This is a genomic window from Caballeronia choica (assembly GCF_001544535.1).
GTDB lineage: Bacteria > Pseudomonadota > Gammaproteobacteria > Burkholderiales > Burkholderiaceae > Caballeronia > Caballeronia choica.
Window position 1 is genome coordinate 1 of sequence record NZ_FCON02000163.1, and the last position, 16886, is coordinate 16886.

Sequence of the window (16886 nt, forward strand, 5' to 3'; positions counted from 1 at the left end):
GTATCAACGGCAACGAGTACGCCAAGTGCCAATTGCGCAAGCGCGGCATCGCCTTCGAGGCGCTGGACAACGGCATCCTCTCGTGCGAAGACCCCAAGGCGCTGCAGCGAATCTGCGATGGGCTGGATGAGCGCAAGATTGATCGGCTGCTGCGCAAATGGCTGGCACGACTACCGCATCCGTTTGATCGGCGCGACCGGGCCGCCGGTTACCGCTACGCGCTGTCGATCCTGCAGGCCGAGTTCGCGCTGACCCAGGTGCTCGATCGACCGGTGACAGGCCGCATCTTCTTCGAGCAGGTCATCCGCGAGAACCTGGACATCGGACGCCCGGGCCAAGTGCAACTGATCTTCGATCGCCGCGTCAATCGGCGCACCCCGGGGCGCTTTCGCACCCGGGTGATTACCGAAGGGGTCACCCCTTCGCTGCATGTGGACTACAAGCGTTCACGCATCAAGCAGTACCACAAGGAGGGTCAGGCGCTACGTACCGAGACCACCATCAACGACACCCGCGACTTTCGCGTCGGACGACTGCTGCGCAACTTGCCCGAGCTACGCCGAATTGGCTTTGCAGCGAATCGGCGCATGCTCGAAATCGAGCAGATCAGCCACGACTGTGCGTTGGGCGAAGACGCGTTTCAGGACCTGCAGCGTGCGCGCCACGTTCACGGGCAGCGCGCACCGGCGCTGCGCTTTGCCGACCCGAAGGTCCAGGCGCTGCTGCAGGCGCTGGTGATGTTCGTCTTCGTCGCGCGCGGCTTTACCAATCAAGACCTGCGGCAAGCCTACGCCGTGCTGCTGGGCCTGCGTCCCGGCGAAATCGGCCCGGGGCACATGAGCTACGAGCTGCGACGCCTGCGCTTGCACGGCCTGATCGAGCGAGTGCCCAAGACCCACCGCTATCAGCTCACAAATCGTGGACTGCAAACGGCACTCTTCTATACGCGCGTATATTCGCGCATCTTGCGCCCGGGCCTTGCATTGGTTAGCCCTCAGGCACCAGCCGCCTCGCCAGCGTCTTTGCAGCGCAGCTTCCGCACCGCGGAGCAGGCCGTCAACGCCTGGTGCGATCAGGTCAAAATCGCCGCGTAGAAAACTTGACTCGACTGCTACAAGATCAATTCAGTCAAGGAGTCTAGCTGAACTATTGGCCTGTCGTATTGAATGTAGAGGTGGTGCGGTATACACTACATTCGTCTTCGCGGCAATCGGGCGACCGTCAAGGCCACCCGCAAGCTGCTGGTGTTTCCGGTTCAGCATTCAGCGGACCGGGCGCTCCGTACCGAATACAAGCGAGCTCCGCAACTCCCGAAGGCGCGAACTCACCGCCAGGAGGCCATGATGCTCAGTCCACACGAACTCGCAACGCTATTGCTGCTCAAGAGCAACTGCGATCGCATACAGGTGGACCGTGATGACCTTGACGCACTGTTGAAACGCCAACTGGTTACATTGGAAGATGCTGCCTCGGGCCTCCAGCGCACGCGCATAACCCCTCACGGCGCTTCGATGCTCAGGGCCATGGCACGGGTCCGCTGACCGGATGTCGCAAGGCAAACCATCACGCCCATTCGATGAGCGGGGTACCAGGCGAGCCATCCCTCGTTGCTCTGTCGTGACACCGGGTATCTGCATTCCGCTTTGCGTGCCTTATCGACCGCTCGCATCTGCGTGTCTGACCGTGCACATCAGCGTGGCTTGCGCTGCGACCACCCCCTCGACGTCAGCGTGTGCGATGAACTTCCAGACCCCACGCATATGGCGCTTGAACGAGACCGTCAGGATGAGTTGATCTCCCGGCTCGACCACCCGCTTGAAGCGCGCATCGTCGATGCCGACGAACAGATACTGCGTGCTGGCCGGGTCGTGCGGCTCCTCCGAGAAGGTGAGCAACGCCGCTGCCTGCGCTAGCGATTCGAGAACCAACACGCCCGGCATGACAGGGCGTTTCGGGAAGTGGCCCGTGAAGTATGGCTCGTTGATGGATACGTTCTTGAGCGCCTTGATACGCTTGTGCGGTTGGAGTTCGAGGACCCGATCGACGAGCAGGAACGGATAGCGATGCGGCAGTAGGGTAAGAATCTTGTGAATGTCGAGATCGTTTATTTCGGTGCTCATGGTCTTTCTGCTTAGGTCGGTCACTGTGCGAAGATATCAATGGATGCCGGCGCGTGTGGACGGACAGCGTGGACTTTAGTCCATCCCCCGGTTGCCCCGTTCTCAGGAGGGGCTCAGGCCTAGGTATCTCCCCTCTAGTTCTATTGCTTGTCCAGAAATGACCGCAACCGGCCAGACCGTGCCGGATGGCGGAGCTTGCGCAATGCCTGTGCTTCGATCTGCCGGATCCGTTCGCGGGTGACTTCAAACTGCTCGCCCACCTCCTGCAACGAACGCTCCGTGCCACTCTCAATACCAAACCGCAGCCGAAGAATCTTGGCCTCCCGCGAACTCAAGTTCGCGAGCGCCTCGCCGACCGCATCGCGCATACTGGCCTGTAGCGCGGCATCGTCTGGCAGGATGGCCTTGGGGTCCTCGATCAGCTCGCCCACAGATACGTCGTCGTGCTCCCCGACTGTCATGTCCAAGGAAACCGGTTCCTTGACAATCCGCAGCATGGCCCGGACCTTGTCTTCTCGCATCGCCGTCCGTTCCGCCAGCACGGCGGCATCAGGTTCCCGTCCGGTTTCCTGCAGAATCTGGCGCGAGATTCGTTTCAACTTGTTGATCGATTCGGTCAGGTGGACCGGGATTCGAATGGTGCGTGCCTGATCCGCGATTGAACGACTGATGGCCTGACGGATCCACCAGGTTGCGTAGGTGGAAAACTTGTACCCACGACGGTATTCAAACTTGTCAACGGCGCGCATCAGGCCAATATTGCCTTCCTGTATCAGATCGAGAAACGGCATGCCGCGGTTCACGTACCGCTTCGCGATCGAGATTACCAGCCGCAGATTCGCTTCGATAAGTTCGTCTTTCGCGCGGAGCAATCTCGCCTCACTCACGGCCATTGCGCGGCAGACGCCCCTGAAATCGGCAAGCGGCAGCACGACACGCTTTTGGAGCACCAGCAATTTCTGCTGCTCCGCCGAAATCGCGGGGAGGTTTCGCTCCAGCATGCCGCTGAACGCGTGCCCCGCCACGACGAGTTGCTGTAGCCACGCTGGGGTGGTCTCGTTGCCCCGGATACATGCGATAAAAGTCTCGCGAGGTACGCCACACCGATCAATCGCAATCCGTGCAATGTCGCGCTCGATGGTTCTGACCTCGTCGGCGGACACCCGCAACGCGCTGCACAAGCGATCGATGGTGCGGGCCGTGAAGCGGATTGTCATCAGTTCGGCCTCGATCGCCGCCTGCGCGGTTCGATAACAGTCGGATCCGTAACCATTCGTCTCGTATGCGTCGCGTAATTTCTCGAACCACTCCGCTATTGCCGCAAACTTCGCCAGCGCGTCAGTTTTCAGGATTTCGCTGCGCAGGTCGGTCGACGCGGCTTCAGCGCCGTCATCATCTTCGTCGCGGTGGTCGGCGGCGAGGACCGGCTCGCGGCCGATGCTTTCCTCTGCGACCGCGCTAATGCCGTCGCTCTCCGCCGCAGCAGGATCGATCATCCCATCGACAAACTCTTCGATCGGGGTTGCGCCGCTGGCAACAGCGCCAGCGATCGCCAGCAGGTCCGCAATCGTTGTCGGGCACGACGATATCGCCTGGATCACATCGTTGCGCGCCTCTTCGATGCGCCGCGCAAGTGCAATCTCGCCCTGGCGGGTGAGGAGTTCAGTAGTGCCCATCTCGCGCATGTACATGCGTACGGGATCGGTGCTGCGGCCAAACTCCGCGTCCACGCCCGAGATGGCCGCCACCGCCTCTTCTTCGACCTGCTCGTCGGACGAACCTGTGTCCACGTGATCGTGCATCGCCAGGGACTCGACGTCTGGTGCCTGCTCAACTACGGCGATGCCCATATCGCTGAAGGCCCTGATCACGTTTTCGATCGCATCTGGTTGTGCAAGGCGCTCGGGCAGGCAGTCGCTGATTTCTCCGCGAATGACGAAGCCGCGCTCGTTCCCCAGCTTGATCAGCGCCCTTAGCTCTGCACGGCCACTTTCACTGTCGCCAGCGGATTGATTCGGTAGCGCGACGCCGGCGCCATCGGTGCGCGCGCTAATCTTGGTCCGGCGCGCTGCGCTCTGAGGTTGGGCGGTCGCACCCGTAGATAGGGTGTCCGGCGCTCGATCTGGCGTGTGTGAACCTAAAAATTGCGAGTTCGTCACACCGGCCCGAAGCGCGGGATCCGCAGCGTCTATGTGGTCAGGCAGCAGATCAACGGCCTTGTTTTTTGCAGCCTTCTTCGTCACGCGTCGCTCCTTTGAAAAAAGACATCCGGACCGGCGCGCACCGCGTGCCGCAGCCGGATCCAGGTGGATGGCCGTTTCAGAGGCGCGCTCCATGCGCCCGGATAAGCTGAACCAGTTCAGAAACCGAAATTTCATAACGGACCTCCTGTTCCGGGCCCGTGGGATGGTGGTCGCTGAAACGCTCTTCAAATGCGATCAGTACAGCGGTCCTGCCGTCCGATGACGCCTGGATCATGACATCGCGATGTATGTGTGCTTGCTGCCCGGATGCACTGACGGGTTCGCGATGCAGGCGCAGTTGCCCGCTATTGTCGTCGCATGCAGGTGCATTCATCTGAATTTTCCCCTGAACCGTTCCCGTCTGTGATCTGTCGCGTGAAGCCGACAGGCTCTTGCGCGTCGCGGCAGACTTGGCGCCAAGTCGCGCCGCACATGCCGTGCCTTGCCGTGATAATATCATTATCATCACCTGCAAATGTTGTTAACAACGGGACGTCATGCCAACAACAGCCCACGACAAGCTGCGCGAAGCTGCGCTCGACTATCACGAATTCCCCACGCCGGGGAAGATCGCCATCGCGCCCACCAAGCAGATGATCAACCAGCGCGACCTCGCGCTGGCGTACTCGCCGGGCGTCGCGTTTGCGTGTGAGGAAATCGTCGAAAACCCGTTGAACGCCGCGCGCTTCACCGCGCGCAGCAATCTCGTCGGCGTCGTGACCAACGGCACGGCCGTGCTCGGCCTTGGCAACATCGGGCCGCTCGCGTCAAAGCCTGTAATGGAGGGCAAGGCCGCGCTGTTCAAGAAATTCGCCGGCATCGACGTGTTCGATATCGAGTTGAACGAGTCCGACCCGCACAAACTGGTCGAGGTAATCGCCGCGCTAGAGCCGACCTTCGGCGGCATCAACCTCGAAGACATCAAGGCACCGGGCTGCTTCATCGTCGAACGCGAATGCCGCAAGCGCATGAAGATTCCGGTGTTCCACGACGACCAGCATGGCACGGCCATTGTCGTCGCGGCGGCAATCACCAACGGGGTGAAGGTGGTCGGCAAGGACATCAAGAAGGTGCAGTTGGTTGCCTCTGGCGCGGGCGCGGCGGCGCTAGCCTGTCTGGATCTGTTGGTCGACCTCGGTCTGCCGCTCGAAAACATCCTCGTCACCGACCTGGCCGGGGTGGTCTACAAGGGCCGCGTCGAACTGATGGACCCGGACAAGGAGCGCTTCGCACGCGAAACCGAAGCCCGCACGCTCGCGGAGGCGATCAATGGCTCGGACATTTTCCTGGGCCTGTCGGCGGGCGGTGTGCTTAAGGCCGATATGGTCGCGCAGATGGCAGCAACACCCTTGATTTTCGCACTTGCCAATCCGACGCCTGAAATTGAGCCCGACGTGGCAAGGCAAATTCGCCCCGATGCCGTGCTCGCGACCGGGCGGGCCGATTATCCCAATCAGGTCAACAATGTGCTCTGCTTCCCGTTCATCTTCCGCGGGGCGCTCGATGCGGGCGCCACGACCGTGACGCGTGAAATGGAAATCGCGGCGGTCAATGCGATCGCCGAACTGGCACGCCAGGAGCAAAGCGACATCGTCGCGACGGCGTATGGCATCCAGGACCTATCGTTCGGTCCGGAATACCTGATTCCCAAGCCGTTCGATCCCCGTCTGATTGTCAAGATTGCGCCGGCGGTCGCGAAGGCTGCGATGGACTCTGGTGTCGCAACTCGACCGATCGAGGACATGGAAGCCTACGAACAGCACCTGCAGCAGTTCGTCTATCACAGCGGCACAACAATGAAGCCGATCTTCCAGCTGGCGCGCAGCGTCGAGCCGGACAGGAAGCGCATCGTGTTCGCGGAAGGCGAGGAAGAGCGCGTGCTGCGCGCGATCCAGATCATCGTCGACGAAAAGCTCGCGAAGCCGATCCTGATCGGCCGTCCGGCGGTGATCGAGCATCGCGTTGCGCGCTATGGTCTGCGTCTCACGCAGGGTGTCGATTTCCTCGTTGTCGATACGGATAACGACGCGCGCTATCGCGACTTCTGGCAGGAATATCACAAGCTGATGGTGAGGAAGGGAATCAGTGCGCAGATGGCCAGGCTCGAGATGCGCCGCCGCACGACGCTGATTGGCTCCATGCTGGTGAAGAAGGGTGACGCGGATGGCATGATCTGCGGCACGATCAGCACGACGCATCGCCATCTGCATTTCATCGATCAGGTGATCGGCAAACGCGAAGGTTGCAGCGTATACGCGGCAATGAATGCGCTGGTGTTGCCGCACCGGCAGATTTTCTTGGCCGACACCCACGTGAACGTCGACCCGACGGCGCAACAGCTGGCCGAGATCACCATCATGGCCGCCGACGCAGTGCGTCGTTTCGGTATTGAACCGAAGGTTGCGCTGCTGTCGCACTCGAACTTCGGCACCAGCCACGCACCGTCCGCGCAGAAAATGCGTGACGTGCTCGAGATCCTCAAGGAACGCACCCCGGGCCTGCAGGTCGACGGCGAGATGCACGGGGACGCCGCGCTCGACGCCAACCTGCGCCGTGACGTGTTGCCTGAGTCGACGCTCGATGGCGACGCAAACCTGCTGGTGTTCCCTAATATTGACGCGGCCAACATTTCGTACAGCCTGCTCAAGATGGCGGCTGGCAACAACGTTACCATCGGGCCGATGCTGCTGGGCGCGGCCAGGCCGGTGCATGTGCTGACCGCGTCCGCCACGGTACGTGCCATCGTCAACATGACGGCCCTCGTCGTCGCAGATGCCGGTGCTGCATCCCCGTCATTTCGCGCCATCTGACGTTCCGATTGTCAGGGCAAGCGGTGCTGGCCTGCGCGCCTTTCAGATCGACTTTGGCTGCATTCGCCGCGGTATCTTAGACCGAGCTTTAAACACGCAGACGCATAGTCCTTTGATTTTTCTAGGTTATGGGTGCGCGGGCGAGACGGTTACTGGGTACAGCCGGGGTTGACGTTCAACAGGCGAAAGGCCTTTTCTTGAACCGGTGTGGGCCGCGTGGACATGACGATCTTGGCGTTTGGATTGAGCGGCGTGTGGCAGACGTTGTAGGTGAGCGTGGCCAGGTCATCGAGCAAGGTACGGAAGCTATGGACCGGCAAGCCATCCTCGCCAAGCCGCGTGGCGTGCTTGGCTTTCGCCTGGTCCGAGCGTTGCGCTTTGGCCACCGGCGAAGGCCGGCTCGCCCGTGCCTGCTCGACGCATTCATCGTCAAACAGCATCGGCTTTAGCTTCTCGCGCATGTGCCACTCGACGTAGTAAGCGAGCATGCACAGAAAGACGTGAGCGCGCACGCGTTCGGCATTCCAATGGAACACGGGACGCACCTGCAGATCGACCGTCTTGAGCGAGCGGAAGGCCCGCTCCACCACGGCCAAGCCCTTGTAGGCCGTCACGGCAGCCTCGGCTGACAACGCTGCGGCCGACAAACTCGTGCGTACCACATACAGGCCATCGAGCGCGGCCTCTTCGGCAATCTGCTCGGCCTTGCGCGTCCATGAGAAGCTCGAGTCGGTGATGCGCAACTCGAAGTGCTTAGCCATCTTGAAGTGATCGATCACGCGGCCCACGCGCAAGGCGATCGCCTCGGTGCCCTTGAGCCGGTTGCGCACGCGCGAGGTCGCCTCGGCGATCTCGGTCAACTCCTCTTCAGTGGCCTGCAGCAAGGCCTCGCGCTTGCGGGTGCGCTCCTCGGCCAACAACGGATTGCGGCACACCACCAGTCGCTCGCCGGGGAACGCTTCGCTCGTCACCTCGAGCAAGTTGCGCTCATCGAACAGCGAGGGCTGGAAGGGCCCTTTCTCGCGGGCAAGCGCGGCCATCTGCGGCGCACGCAGGCTGCTCACCCAGTCCAGACCAGCCGGTCTCAACAACGTGTCGATACGCGCTTGCGTGAGCATGCCCCGGTCACCCACCCAGGCGAGTTGGTCGATCCCGTAGCGGTCTTTGAGCTTGGCCACCTGGGGTGCCACGGTGGCGGGATCGGCGGTGTTGCCGGCGAAGACTTCGACGGCCAAGGGACACCCTTCTGGCGTGCAGATCAAACCGAACACGATCTGTGGATCGTCGCGCTTGCCATCGCGGCTATAACCGTGGGCCGCGAGCTCGCAGCAGCGTCCGGTCACCCACGTGGAGGTGAGGTCATAGAGCACCAGCGTACTGCCAGTCAGATGCTGCCTGGCAAGGCGCTTCTCGATGCCTTCTTGAGCGTCGCCCAACCAGTCGAGCGCCGCATAGACCTGCTCGAGCTCGAGCTCGCCCAACTTGAGCAGTCGCGACAGCGAGTGGGTCGCGGTCTCGTCGCGCAACATGCGATGGGTGGCGAGTTTGGAAGCGGGTGACACGAGCCGCGCCACCAGCAGCGCCATGACCACCGAGCGCAGCGCGGCGGGCGCCGACGCAAACCACTGCTCGGCGCCGCAGGCGTGTGCCGCGCCGAGCACGGCCGCCACGTGCCCGTGTGGCAGGCTGCGCTCGATCACGAAGGCCGCCTCGGCCGAGGACACCGCGACGCCGCCGCGTAGCAGGACCTTCAAGCCTTCGATCACTTCGGCGGGCAGCGACGAGAGGTTCGCGAGGGTGCGCTTCTTGACCGTGTTGCCGTCGCGATAGGACTCGCGCAGCAGAACTGCGGGTGGCGAGTGACGGTTGGGAACGTGTTCGATATACATGAACACTCATTCAAGCAAAAAATCCGAAAAAATCAATATAAATATACTAATTTACATGGCTACATTTTAGCCCAAAACTATCGCCGAAACCCACGGCTGACTAGGGTTCCGGCTGTTTGGTGGGCAAAAGCTAGGCCTAGACGTCCCCTCGACGAAAGGAGCATTGCGATGTCAGCGGCGATTTCCTTGCGTCGTTTCACCGCGGTGATTTGAGGGGCACGTTCTACGACACCCGCTCGGCGGAGCATCGGTCTGGCCTGCGTTCTCGCCCGCCAGCCCACTGCGGTGAGCTTGCAGAGAAACTATCAGCCGGCTCGCGAAATTGTGCGAGAAGCGCCAGAACATCTTCTTCGACAGTAAGTCACCTCGTTGCAGACTCCGCGCCAGGAGGGCGTGGAGTCGTTCGTTCAGTAGCGGTCCGCTCCGGGCTGAAGGTTATGTCTGGTGCGACACGATGGTGCTTGCCACTCTTTAGGCCTGCATTGCCAAGGCGCCCCACGTCATGCCTGCCCCCACCCCATGCATCAACACCCTGTCGCCGCGACATATCCGTCCATCCCGATAAGCCTGATCTAAATGAAACCGCCGCATACGGCCTGAATGTCGAAGGCGGCGCAGCGGTTGCGAATTCCGAGCTTGCGTTGGACGAGACAGGCGGTGGCCGGAAATACGGCGTCAGGCGTTGTTGTCGCTACGATGATCAGATCGACAGCGTCCGCGTCCAGTTCCGCCGCCTTCAGGGCATGCGAGGCCGCCGTGGCGGCAAGATCGCTCGTCTGCGATTCCCCATACGCGAAGCGTCGGGACTGAATGCCACTTCGCGAATAGATCCAGTCATCGCTTGTCTCGACGCCCTGGTTGGCCAGTAAGGACACGAGGTCCGCGTTCGAAACGATGTTCGAAGGCAGGAAACTGCCCGTTCCGATGATACGTGCAAAGGGCATAATCATTATCGATCAGGGTGTGAAAGCCGTGTTGTGATCATCAGGAACGCCCCTCCGGGTCCGGCGATATGCGTTTCGGTCGACACGGCGACGCACCGCAATTCGAGCCGTCGCCAATACCTCTGGCTCCAATATCCGTTCGTGCCGGCACGGCTGACTCGAACGAGCCTGACAACAGCCATTGCCATCATCTGAGCGGCCGGCCTTTCCCGTACGACCTCGATTCCTCTGCAAGAGCGCCCTCGTCGCTGCGTGCGCTCGTCGGTCAAAAGCATCAGGGCAAATATTCGCGGACGGGCGACAACGATTTTATTTCACTAATCCAATAGCACTCGCGAATTGCGGGAGCAAAACAGCACATCCTATGATAACATCATTATCATATACAATCATTAGTGGAGAAACGTTCCGGCAAACCCAACGCCTTTCAAGACAGGATAATGTTGCTGGTCCGTCGACAATCGTCGAAGTAACTGCCCGCGGATCGTCAACCGCTCAGGACGTTTCCGCGGTGAACCCGTCCCGGCATAAGCGACTAGCGGAAGAATGAGACAGGAAGGTCACCACCACTGCAGCATGAATAACTCTCACGCATCGTTTGACGCCTACATGAAGTTTTTTGCCGGGTCGCGCGGGGACGGTGCGCCCACCGTGCTCGAAACCCAGCATTCGCTTTCACTGCATTTCGACCCGCTTGCCACGCAGAGCTTCATGTCCCGGCGCGACCCCGACAGGCTGGTGCTGGGCTACACCCGCACGATGATGGGATTTCTGCTGCTACAACCTGCGCCCGTCAGGATTTCCATGATCGGTCTCGGCGGAGGATCGCTCGCTAAATATTGCTATCGACATCTGGTGGATAGCAAGGTTGTCGCGGTTGAGATCGATCCGGCGGTGATCGCGTTGCGCGACAGGTTTCACATTCCGCCCGATGACGAGCGGTTTGAGGTCATCTGCACGGATGGTGCCGAGTATGTCAAAGAGGTGGATGCGCGGCCAGACGTGATTCTGGTGGACGGGTTCGTAGCGCACGGGATGCCCGCGCAGCTTGGCAGCGCAGACTTTTACGCGGCCTGCCATGCGCGGCTTTCTGACAACGGGGTGCTGGTGGCGAATTTCGTTGAGAACGACCCAGACATCCCGTATTACCTGCAGGACGTTCGACAGTTGTTTGGGAAGTCAGTTTCAATTGCATTGGCCGAGGAAAGCTGCAACTACACGCTGTTCGCCTGGAAGGGTGCAACCAGATTTCCATCCAGGGAGACCCTGTTGGAGCGTGCGAACGCACTCGCATCGATACATCCCCTGAATCTGCGGTCGGCCGCGCGTCGTTTGAAGCAAGGTGAGAGGCTCGCTTCCGACTTTGCGTTCCGTCAGAACTGGGCGGTTGGAGATACGAGTAAATCGAACGGGCACTAAACGTAGAATGGTCCATTGACGTCGGGATAGTTCATGACCGGATGCTCGAACTCGCCCTTGTTGACGGGTCGGCATTCCTGGACGACTGGCCGGCGCCCCGCCTTCGCGAAGGCGGGGGGCGAGGCAATGCTCAAGGACGGGCAACGCGGAGCTAATCTACCGGCAAGAGGCCATCGGTATCGAATTTCACGGTGCGTATCTGTTCGAAATTCGAAGACCCGTACGGATTTGGGGCGATTTCGCAACTGTCACATAAAAACCGCAGATCTACGCATAGACGGACAGGCCCCTTCATCGCTGGTCGATTTCAGCCTGTCTGTGTTCTCTCTGCACTTTTAAACTACAGCGCCAGAAACGGCCGAACTGGATTTCATCGGCCGCCACCTGTTCAGCGCGCCCCTGCGCCCGCGATTACAGTATGAGTTCACACGGGCTCCCGGTAAACGGGAATGTTTTCCACCCCGTCAACAGGATACTGCACGCTGGCGAATTGCATGTCGCACAGAAGCCCTTGCACACCGACGGCGCTTGATCGCGCATTTCCCGTGATCAAGGAACCATTCGCAAAGTTTGCCGGCACGCGCCAGTTATCGCGGGGAAGCAACGCGCGGGCCGACCGCCGCGATACGCAGGAAAGGGTTCCAGGTACAGGTATCTTCGTTTTGCCAGATCTTCTTCTACCTCTGGGGGCTCGGCGGGAGTACTGCCATTTAACTGCGGAGCGCAGATCAGGACAGTGCCGGGGCACCGCTGTTCGAACCCGTCCCGAACCGCCCGTCTGCGTCCCTGCCGGATTGCCAGAACGTGCGGCCGCTAGGCCTCTTCCACCCCAAGTCTCACTCGCCGCTCGTACTGGCCCGACGGGTCCAGTATCAGCAGCCATTCGCGAAAGCGCTGAACGCGCCGGCTCAGGCTCTGACGCGACACGCCCAGTTCTTCCGCTACCTCGGCCAGTGGCCGCCGTTGAGATAGCAGTGGACCAAGGCCGTGCAGTAAATCCTTTCGCCTCATGTGCGCCATCGGCGTGCATGTCAATCGAGTGAATGACTCGCGCAGCGTCGGCAACGGAAGGTTGGTGGGCGGCGGAGCGCGTTCCCGCGATACGCTTGCGCAGCGGGTGTCGCCCGCGCCACAGTGCGGGCACAGGGGCGGGACCGTGTCGGCAGAGTAAGCATCAGATATCTCGCCGAGAAGAAACTCCATTAGTTTGGTTTCCTCATGAACTGGGACTTCGCCCTCATTGTTCCCGCGCCGTGGCTTATCGACTCTAATTATTTTCCTGCCTCCTTGAAACGGAAAGTCAGTTGCCGCAGGCGGTTCATGGTCTATTGATCGGAGCGGACCGCGCGTAAATCTGAAACTGTTAATGCCCGGTCCGCCCGAGCCATTTCTCTAGGCGCGATGTCAGGGCCAAGGGCGACGTCGTCGCGATATCTGCGCGACAAGCGAGCGGTTTCATGCTGTCTGCGACACACCATCTGCCATCGAGGTGGTGTTCGGACGGGTGAATGTCAACAAGCAGTTGAGCATCAAGGCTCCCCACAAGCTCCCCACGGTGTTTTTGTAGTTCTAGGCTGCGGATCCTGCTGATCGGCCACGAACGCCGGCGGTTCGGCCCCGCTCCACACGAGACGGCGCCGTACCGGGCGCTTCCGGCCCGGTTACCAGCGGCCAGTTGAGACCTGATCCCGGCGTCCATACCGGCGGCGGTTCCCGATATGTATTGGGTGGATTCCGGCTGCATTGCCTGTCCTGAATCGCCTGAGACCGGCGGCGGAACTGCTGCCGGGGAAGTATTGTGAACCGACGTCCCATAGCTTGAGCAGCGATGCCGAGGCCACGGCGGCCGCGTCAGGGCGAGAAAAGTGGCTTTTCAGATACGACGTCGTTTGGGCGCGCGACAACCGTTGTGCGGAGCCGGCGTCACATCCGAAATTCTCGTAATCTTGATACAGAGACCATGAAGCGCACGTACTGCTGATACGCGGCCTGGACCAGGACCTTTGATTCGAACTTCAAGAGTCCTCACGCCATGTTCCATTGCCGCACGCCCCGCCGATTCGGCCGCGACCTGAGCGGCAAAGGAGGTTGACTTTCGTGACCCCTTGAAGCCCTGTCCGCCAGATGATGCCCATGCGAGCGCATTGCCGCGATGATCGGTGATGGTAATGATCGTGTTGTTAAACGATGCGTGTATGTGAACCACTCCCTCGGAGACGCTTTTTTTTGCCTTCTTGCGAACGCGCTGCGATGCGGAGATCTTCGAAGTCCGAGCCATTACATTTTCCCGGTAGAACTGCAAAAAATTGCCTGGGGACGTCTTGAGTCCGCTTTCAGATGACACTCCCCTGCCGGACAGCACTGAATGACGGTTTACGCCCGTACCAGTCTCGTGAAGCCTTTTCAACCGCCGCCATGCGGACCGCGCGGTTTCGTTTGCGCTGCACGTACTTCCACGTATGCACCGAAGCGTCGCGCGCGGTCCGTCAAAGCGACTCGCGTCGTATCTGCTGCTCACATTTTCAAACAAGATCGGAAGCGCCTTGCGACTGACAATGCCGCGTCAGGGCGCGCGATTGCCATCGCGGTCATCCTGTTCTGCCCTCTTGTCCGCCAGACTTGGTTTGATTCGTCATGGTTCGATCGCGACAAGGAGAATTTCTGCGATAGCCTCAAGTGCGGCTGTCTCGTCCGAACCGCTAACACGAAGGTGAACGCGGGCGCCGGCTTTTGCCTGCAGATACAAGAGCGCGATGGCGTCTTTTGCATTCGCGGCTCGTCCATTCGTTAAACAGACGATGTCGCTTTCGAAGCGAGTTGTGCGTGCAGCAAGCCAGGTAAAACCTTGCCTTTCGAAGTGCCTCGACCACGCGCCTCCCGTCTGATTGGCAAGCTATCTCGAGATTTCAATGGCCGCCGAAACGGCGCAATGCGTGCGGTGTGTGACCGTGTCGCTCTGTAAAAACCCGTGGCAACCCGGCTCACTGGCCGCCCGTGCCGACGTGCCAAGCCGACGTCGCTGCGTCTCGCGCGGATGAGCATTCGCAAAGCGCACACGCGGTAAGCCGCAATCCTGCTTCGTTGCATGCGATTCATCGCTGCAGTCGTCATCGGGAAGACTCCATGTCAGCTCGTTTGGATAAAAGGGACCTTGGTGCTATTCGACCGTCGGCGCAGTCTCGAACGTGTGAAACGGAGCCGGACTCGGAACGCTTCACTCGAGACCCTCTGCGCCATCACGCCACCCGACAAGAACATGACGAAGCGAACAGCAGATACATCGTGCCGATGTCTTTGTGATTGGTCGCGAAAACCAGCTACGCCAACCGGTCGGGCTGTTGTGGCTAGCGTCATGTCCAGCACGTTGTGCGCGGTTGAACTCATGGTCGGGCTCCTGAAACCTCCTGAACTGCGAGAGTAAAGTGTTCGGATGCAAGCCGACAACGTGTAACTAGATGCGCCTGATATGATAACTATATTATCACCAAGTCTGCATGCTGTCGCGAACCGGATCCCGGGGCATCGGACCGACACGCTCCAAAGAGACCGTCAGGAACGGTTGCGCAAGAGCCTGGCGCCAGTCGCGTGGGCCGGTGCGGGAAAGCGCCTATGTAACGGGCGCGAGAAGATCAGCATCATCGGAAAGGCAGCAACAGACCGCTATTCGACTGAGGCCTTCTTATCGCCGTGTCTGGGTGGGCCAACTCAACTGCCCGAAGATCCGTCCGACCGCTCGTATTTGTCCGGGCGAACATGCGTTCTGATCCTCTGCAAAACGATCAGTGGTTGGCTTCCCAGGTTTCAGGTCGCCAATGGCAAGAGGTTGAGCAATGGGGACCGCCGGTGGCTGTGATCAGGCGTCGGCGTCAACGACGAAATGCATGCTAACGTCTGCCGCGTTTGGCGAAATGCGGTCTTTTGAGCCAGATGTCTGGCGAGAGACATGATGCTGGCGCGGCTGGCGTGTTGGGAATAGTCAGTTTCGCCGCCTGCACGCACAGGTATCTGCGACCCACGTCTGGACACTGCCGTTTCATCCGGGGGAAGGTTTCGGCTGAAAGTGAGCCGCGTGCACGCATGAATTTCCCGCAAGTCCCGGTCTCATGCAACGGCGTGCCGCAGTTGAGGAGGGTCGTAGCGGAAGAGCAGACTCCGTGACCGGTACGAGGCGTTATTGTCTGCGCGTTGCGCCGCGCACCAGATCCTTCAGGATCCAGCCGGCGAAGGTCTCTGGCAGGGTTGGAGAAAAGTTGGCATACTTGGTTGCGCCCGCGTAGTAGACCACGACGGCGTTTCCGAGCACCGATAACGGCCGCTGAACGTTGTGCCGTCCAGTTCAACTCTAAGCTCTGTTGTCATTCCACACCCGGTTGGCATGCTGCATTCTTCAGAAATCTTCAGAAAATCTCGTGCCCCGCCCGCAAACGTCCCATGGGCGCCTCCGGTCGAAGGCGCAAGGGAACGCGTGGCGGCCCTCCCACGCGTCGATGCCACCTGCACCCGAGCATCAACTTGAAAACTTGAAAGGTCTTTTTAATGGCATGGATCGTCTGAGCTTTCCAGCGCCGTACTTCCGCTCGGGTGTCGGCGGGGTTGTCGGTGTCGACCAGCTGATGCGCCAGATCGACAGCCGTTCGGCTTAGCCGGACGCGTACACGCCAGTCGGCGAAATGATCGTGACGACGTAGCCAGATTCTCGTGCTCTCAACAAGATGATCGACCTGCCTCACCGCCGGAGCGAAAGGCGAATGTCTCGGACAAGGTAAGAAAACACACCAGTTCCGCCTCTATGCTCGGCAGGCACATCCTGCGACTTTTCATGTCGTGGCGTCCTCTACAACCCCGCGTCGCCGCGCCCGTCTCTGGCGCGCCCTGTGCCCTCGCAAGGACCAGGGCGGACTGCCTGTGGGGCGGTGCGCACTTCCGCGAAGCACGCACCGGGACTGGCACAGGCACATTTCAGGCAACTTTCCGGCGTTGTCGCACGCCAACGGCGCTTTTTGTTTTGTAGGTGACGCCATGCAGGTCAAGGTACTCGCGAATCAGCTGCCGGACAACCTGCGACGGCGTTAAGTCCTGCGCGGCGCACAGCTGTTCAAACGCCTCCTTCTTCACAGGGTCGATCAGTATCGTGAATCGAGCGCTTTTCGTTTCCATGGCAGGGGCTTAAGCAAGATATGGTAATCTGATTATAATGCACAGAGCGGCCTGCGTCATCCACGCGGCGCCCACAGCGCACGCGACGGTGTTCGGGCGCTCCCCGTTCAGCTCCCGGCGCGTCGACCAGTGCCCCGTCTCTGAAAGGCGAGGTGTGGACGGCCCGCTACTGCACCGCCCGTACGCGCAGAAAAGCCTGTCCAGCCCGTAATGCCGTTCAGTTAAGCACTGGACGGCATTTTAATTTTGGTGCGGGAAGTGGTTGTAAACGTTGCGCCGAGCTGTTAACTTTTCGGAGCGATGC

The 16886-nt window shown here is 60.3% G+C and carries 12 protein-coding genes and 3 pseudogenes; 4 read left to right on the forward strand and 11 right to left on the reverse strand.

The window, feature by feature from the left end:
* Window positions 1-1094, forward strand: a 1094-nt coding sequence (locus tag AWB68_RS36940) for a hypothetical protein (protein WP_125483165.1), incomplete at its 5' end; no start/stop codon positions are given.
* A 249-nt stretch (window positions 1095-1343) separates the two neighbouring features.
* Complete coding sequence (locus AWB68_RS51655; protein ID WP_087649172.1) at window positions 1344-1541, forward strand: hypothetical protein; 198 nt, start codon at window positions 1344-1346, stop codon at window positions 1539-1541.
* A gap of 111 nt (window positions 1542-1652) precedes the next feature.
* Here the strand turns inward: AWB68_RS51655 and fabZ are convergent, their stop codons facing one another.
* From fabZ to AWB68_RS36960, 3 genes are all read right to left on the reverse strand, one after another.
* Window positions 1653-2120: a 3-hydroxyacyl-ACP dehydratase FabZ gene (gene fabZ / locus AWB68_RS36950; RefSeq protein WP_087649173.1), complete on the reverse strand. Its 468-nt coding sequence runs from the start codon at window positions 2118-2120 to the stop codon at window positions 1653-1655.
* A 140-nt stretch (window positions 2121-2260) separates the two neighbouring features.
* Entirely contained in the window at window positions 2261-4456 is a 2196-nt protein-coding gene (gene rpoD, locus AWB68_RS36955) for an RNA polymerase sigma factor RpoD (protein WP_087649174.1), read from the reverse strand.
* The gene (locus AWB68_RS36960) at window positions 4440-4697 is read right to left on the reverse strand and encodes a hypothetical protein (RefSeq protein ID WP_087649175.1); all 258 of its coding nucleotides are present in this window, start codon (window positions 4695-4697) and stop codon (window positions 4440-4442) included. The genes rpoD and AWB68_RS36960 overlap by 17 nt, the downstream gene beginning before the upstream one ends.
* Before the next feature lie 163 nt (window positions 4698-4860).
* Between AWB68_RS36960 and AWB68_RS36965 the strand changes: the two genes are divergently transcribed.
* A complete protein-coding gene (locus AWB68_RS36965; protein ID WP_087649176.1) occupies window positions 4861-7173 on the forward strand; it encodes an NADP-dependent malic enzyme in 2313 nt (770 codons plus the stop codon).
* A 149-nt stretch (window positions 7174-7322) separates the two neighbouring features.
* On the opposite strand, the gene AWB68_RS36970 is transcribed toward AWB68_RS36965, so the two are convergent.
* From AWB68_RS36970 to AWB68_RS36975, 3 genes and pseudogenes are all read right to left on the reverse strand, one after another.
* The gene (locus AWB68_RS36970) at window positions 7323-9062 is read right to left on the reverse strand and encodes an IS1634 family transposase (RefSeq protein WP_087649177.1); all 1740 of its coding nucleotides are present in this window, start codon (window positions 9060-9062) and stop codon (window positions 7323-7325) included.
* Window positions 9063-9533: 471 nt separating this feature from the next.
* Window positions 9534-9653, reverse strand: a complete 120-nt coding sequence (locus tag AWB68_RS51660) for a 3-oxoacyl-[acyl-carrier-protein] synthase III C-terminal domain-containing protein (protein ID WP_374729642.1) — start codon at window positions 9651-9653, stop codon at window positions 9534-9536.
* Window positions 9641-10006 (reverse strand): annotated as a pseudogene (locus AWB68_RS36975) (ketoacyl-ACP synthase III); the annotation flags it as partial. The pseudogene AWB68_RS36975 and the gene AWB68_RS51660, both read right to left, overlap by 13 nt.
* Window positions 10007-10582: 576 nt before the next feature.
* Here AWB68_RS36975 and AWB68_RS36980 point away from each other — a divergent pair.
* The gene (locus AWB68_RS36980) at window positions 10583-11425 is read left to right on the forward strand and encodes a fused MFS/spermidine synthase (RefSeq protein ID WP_087649178.1); all 843 of its coding nucleotides are present in this window, start codon (window positions 10583-10585) and stop codon (window positions 11423-11425) included.
* Window positions 11426-12238: 813 nt separating this feature from the next.
* Here AWB68_RS36980 and AWB68_RS51665 read toward each other — a convergent pair.
* From AWB68_RS51665 to AWB68_RS37000, 5 genes and pseudogenes are all read right to left on the reverse strand, one after another.
* Window positions 12239-12628, reverse strand: coding sequence for a DUF746 domain-containing protein (locus tag AWB68_RS51665; protein ID WP_087649179.1), 390 nt, complete (start codon window positions 12626-12628; stop codon window positions 12239-12241).
* A 670-nt stretch (window positions 12629-13298) separates the two neighbouring features.
* Window positions 13299-13703 (reverse strand): 30S ribosomal protein S11, encoded by a 405-nt coding sequence (gene rpsK, locus AWB68_RS36990; RefSeq protein WP_087649180.1) that lies wholly within the window; start codon window positions 13701-13703, stop codon window positions 13299-13301.
* A gap of 354 nt (window positions 13704-14057) precedes the next feature.
* Window positions 14058-14243: pseudogene (locus AWB68_RS51670) on the reverse strand (HPr family phosphocarrier protein); the annotation flags it as partial.
* A 365-nt stretch (window positions 14244-14608) separates the two neighbouring features.
* Window positions 14609-14861 (reverse strand): annotated as a pseudogene (locus tag AWB68_RS51675) (hypothetical protein); the annotation flags it as partial.
* A 1523-nt stretch (window positions 14862-16384) separates the two neighbouring features.
* Window positions 16385-16582, reverse strand: coding sequence for a ribbon-helix-helix protein (locus AWB68_RS37000; RefSeq protein WP_087649182.1), 198 nt, complete (start codon window positions 16580-16582; stop codon window positions 16385-16387).
* Window positions 16583-16886 lie beyond the last annotated feature (304 nt).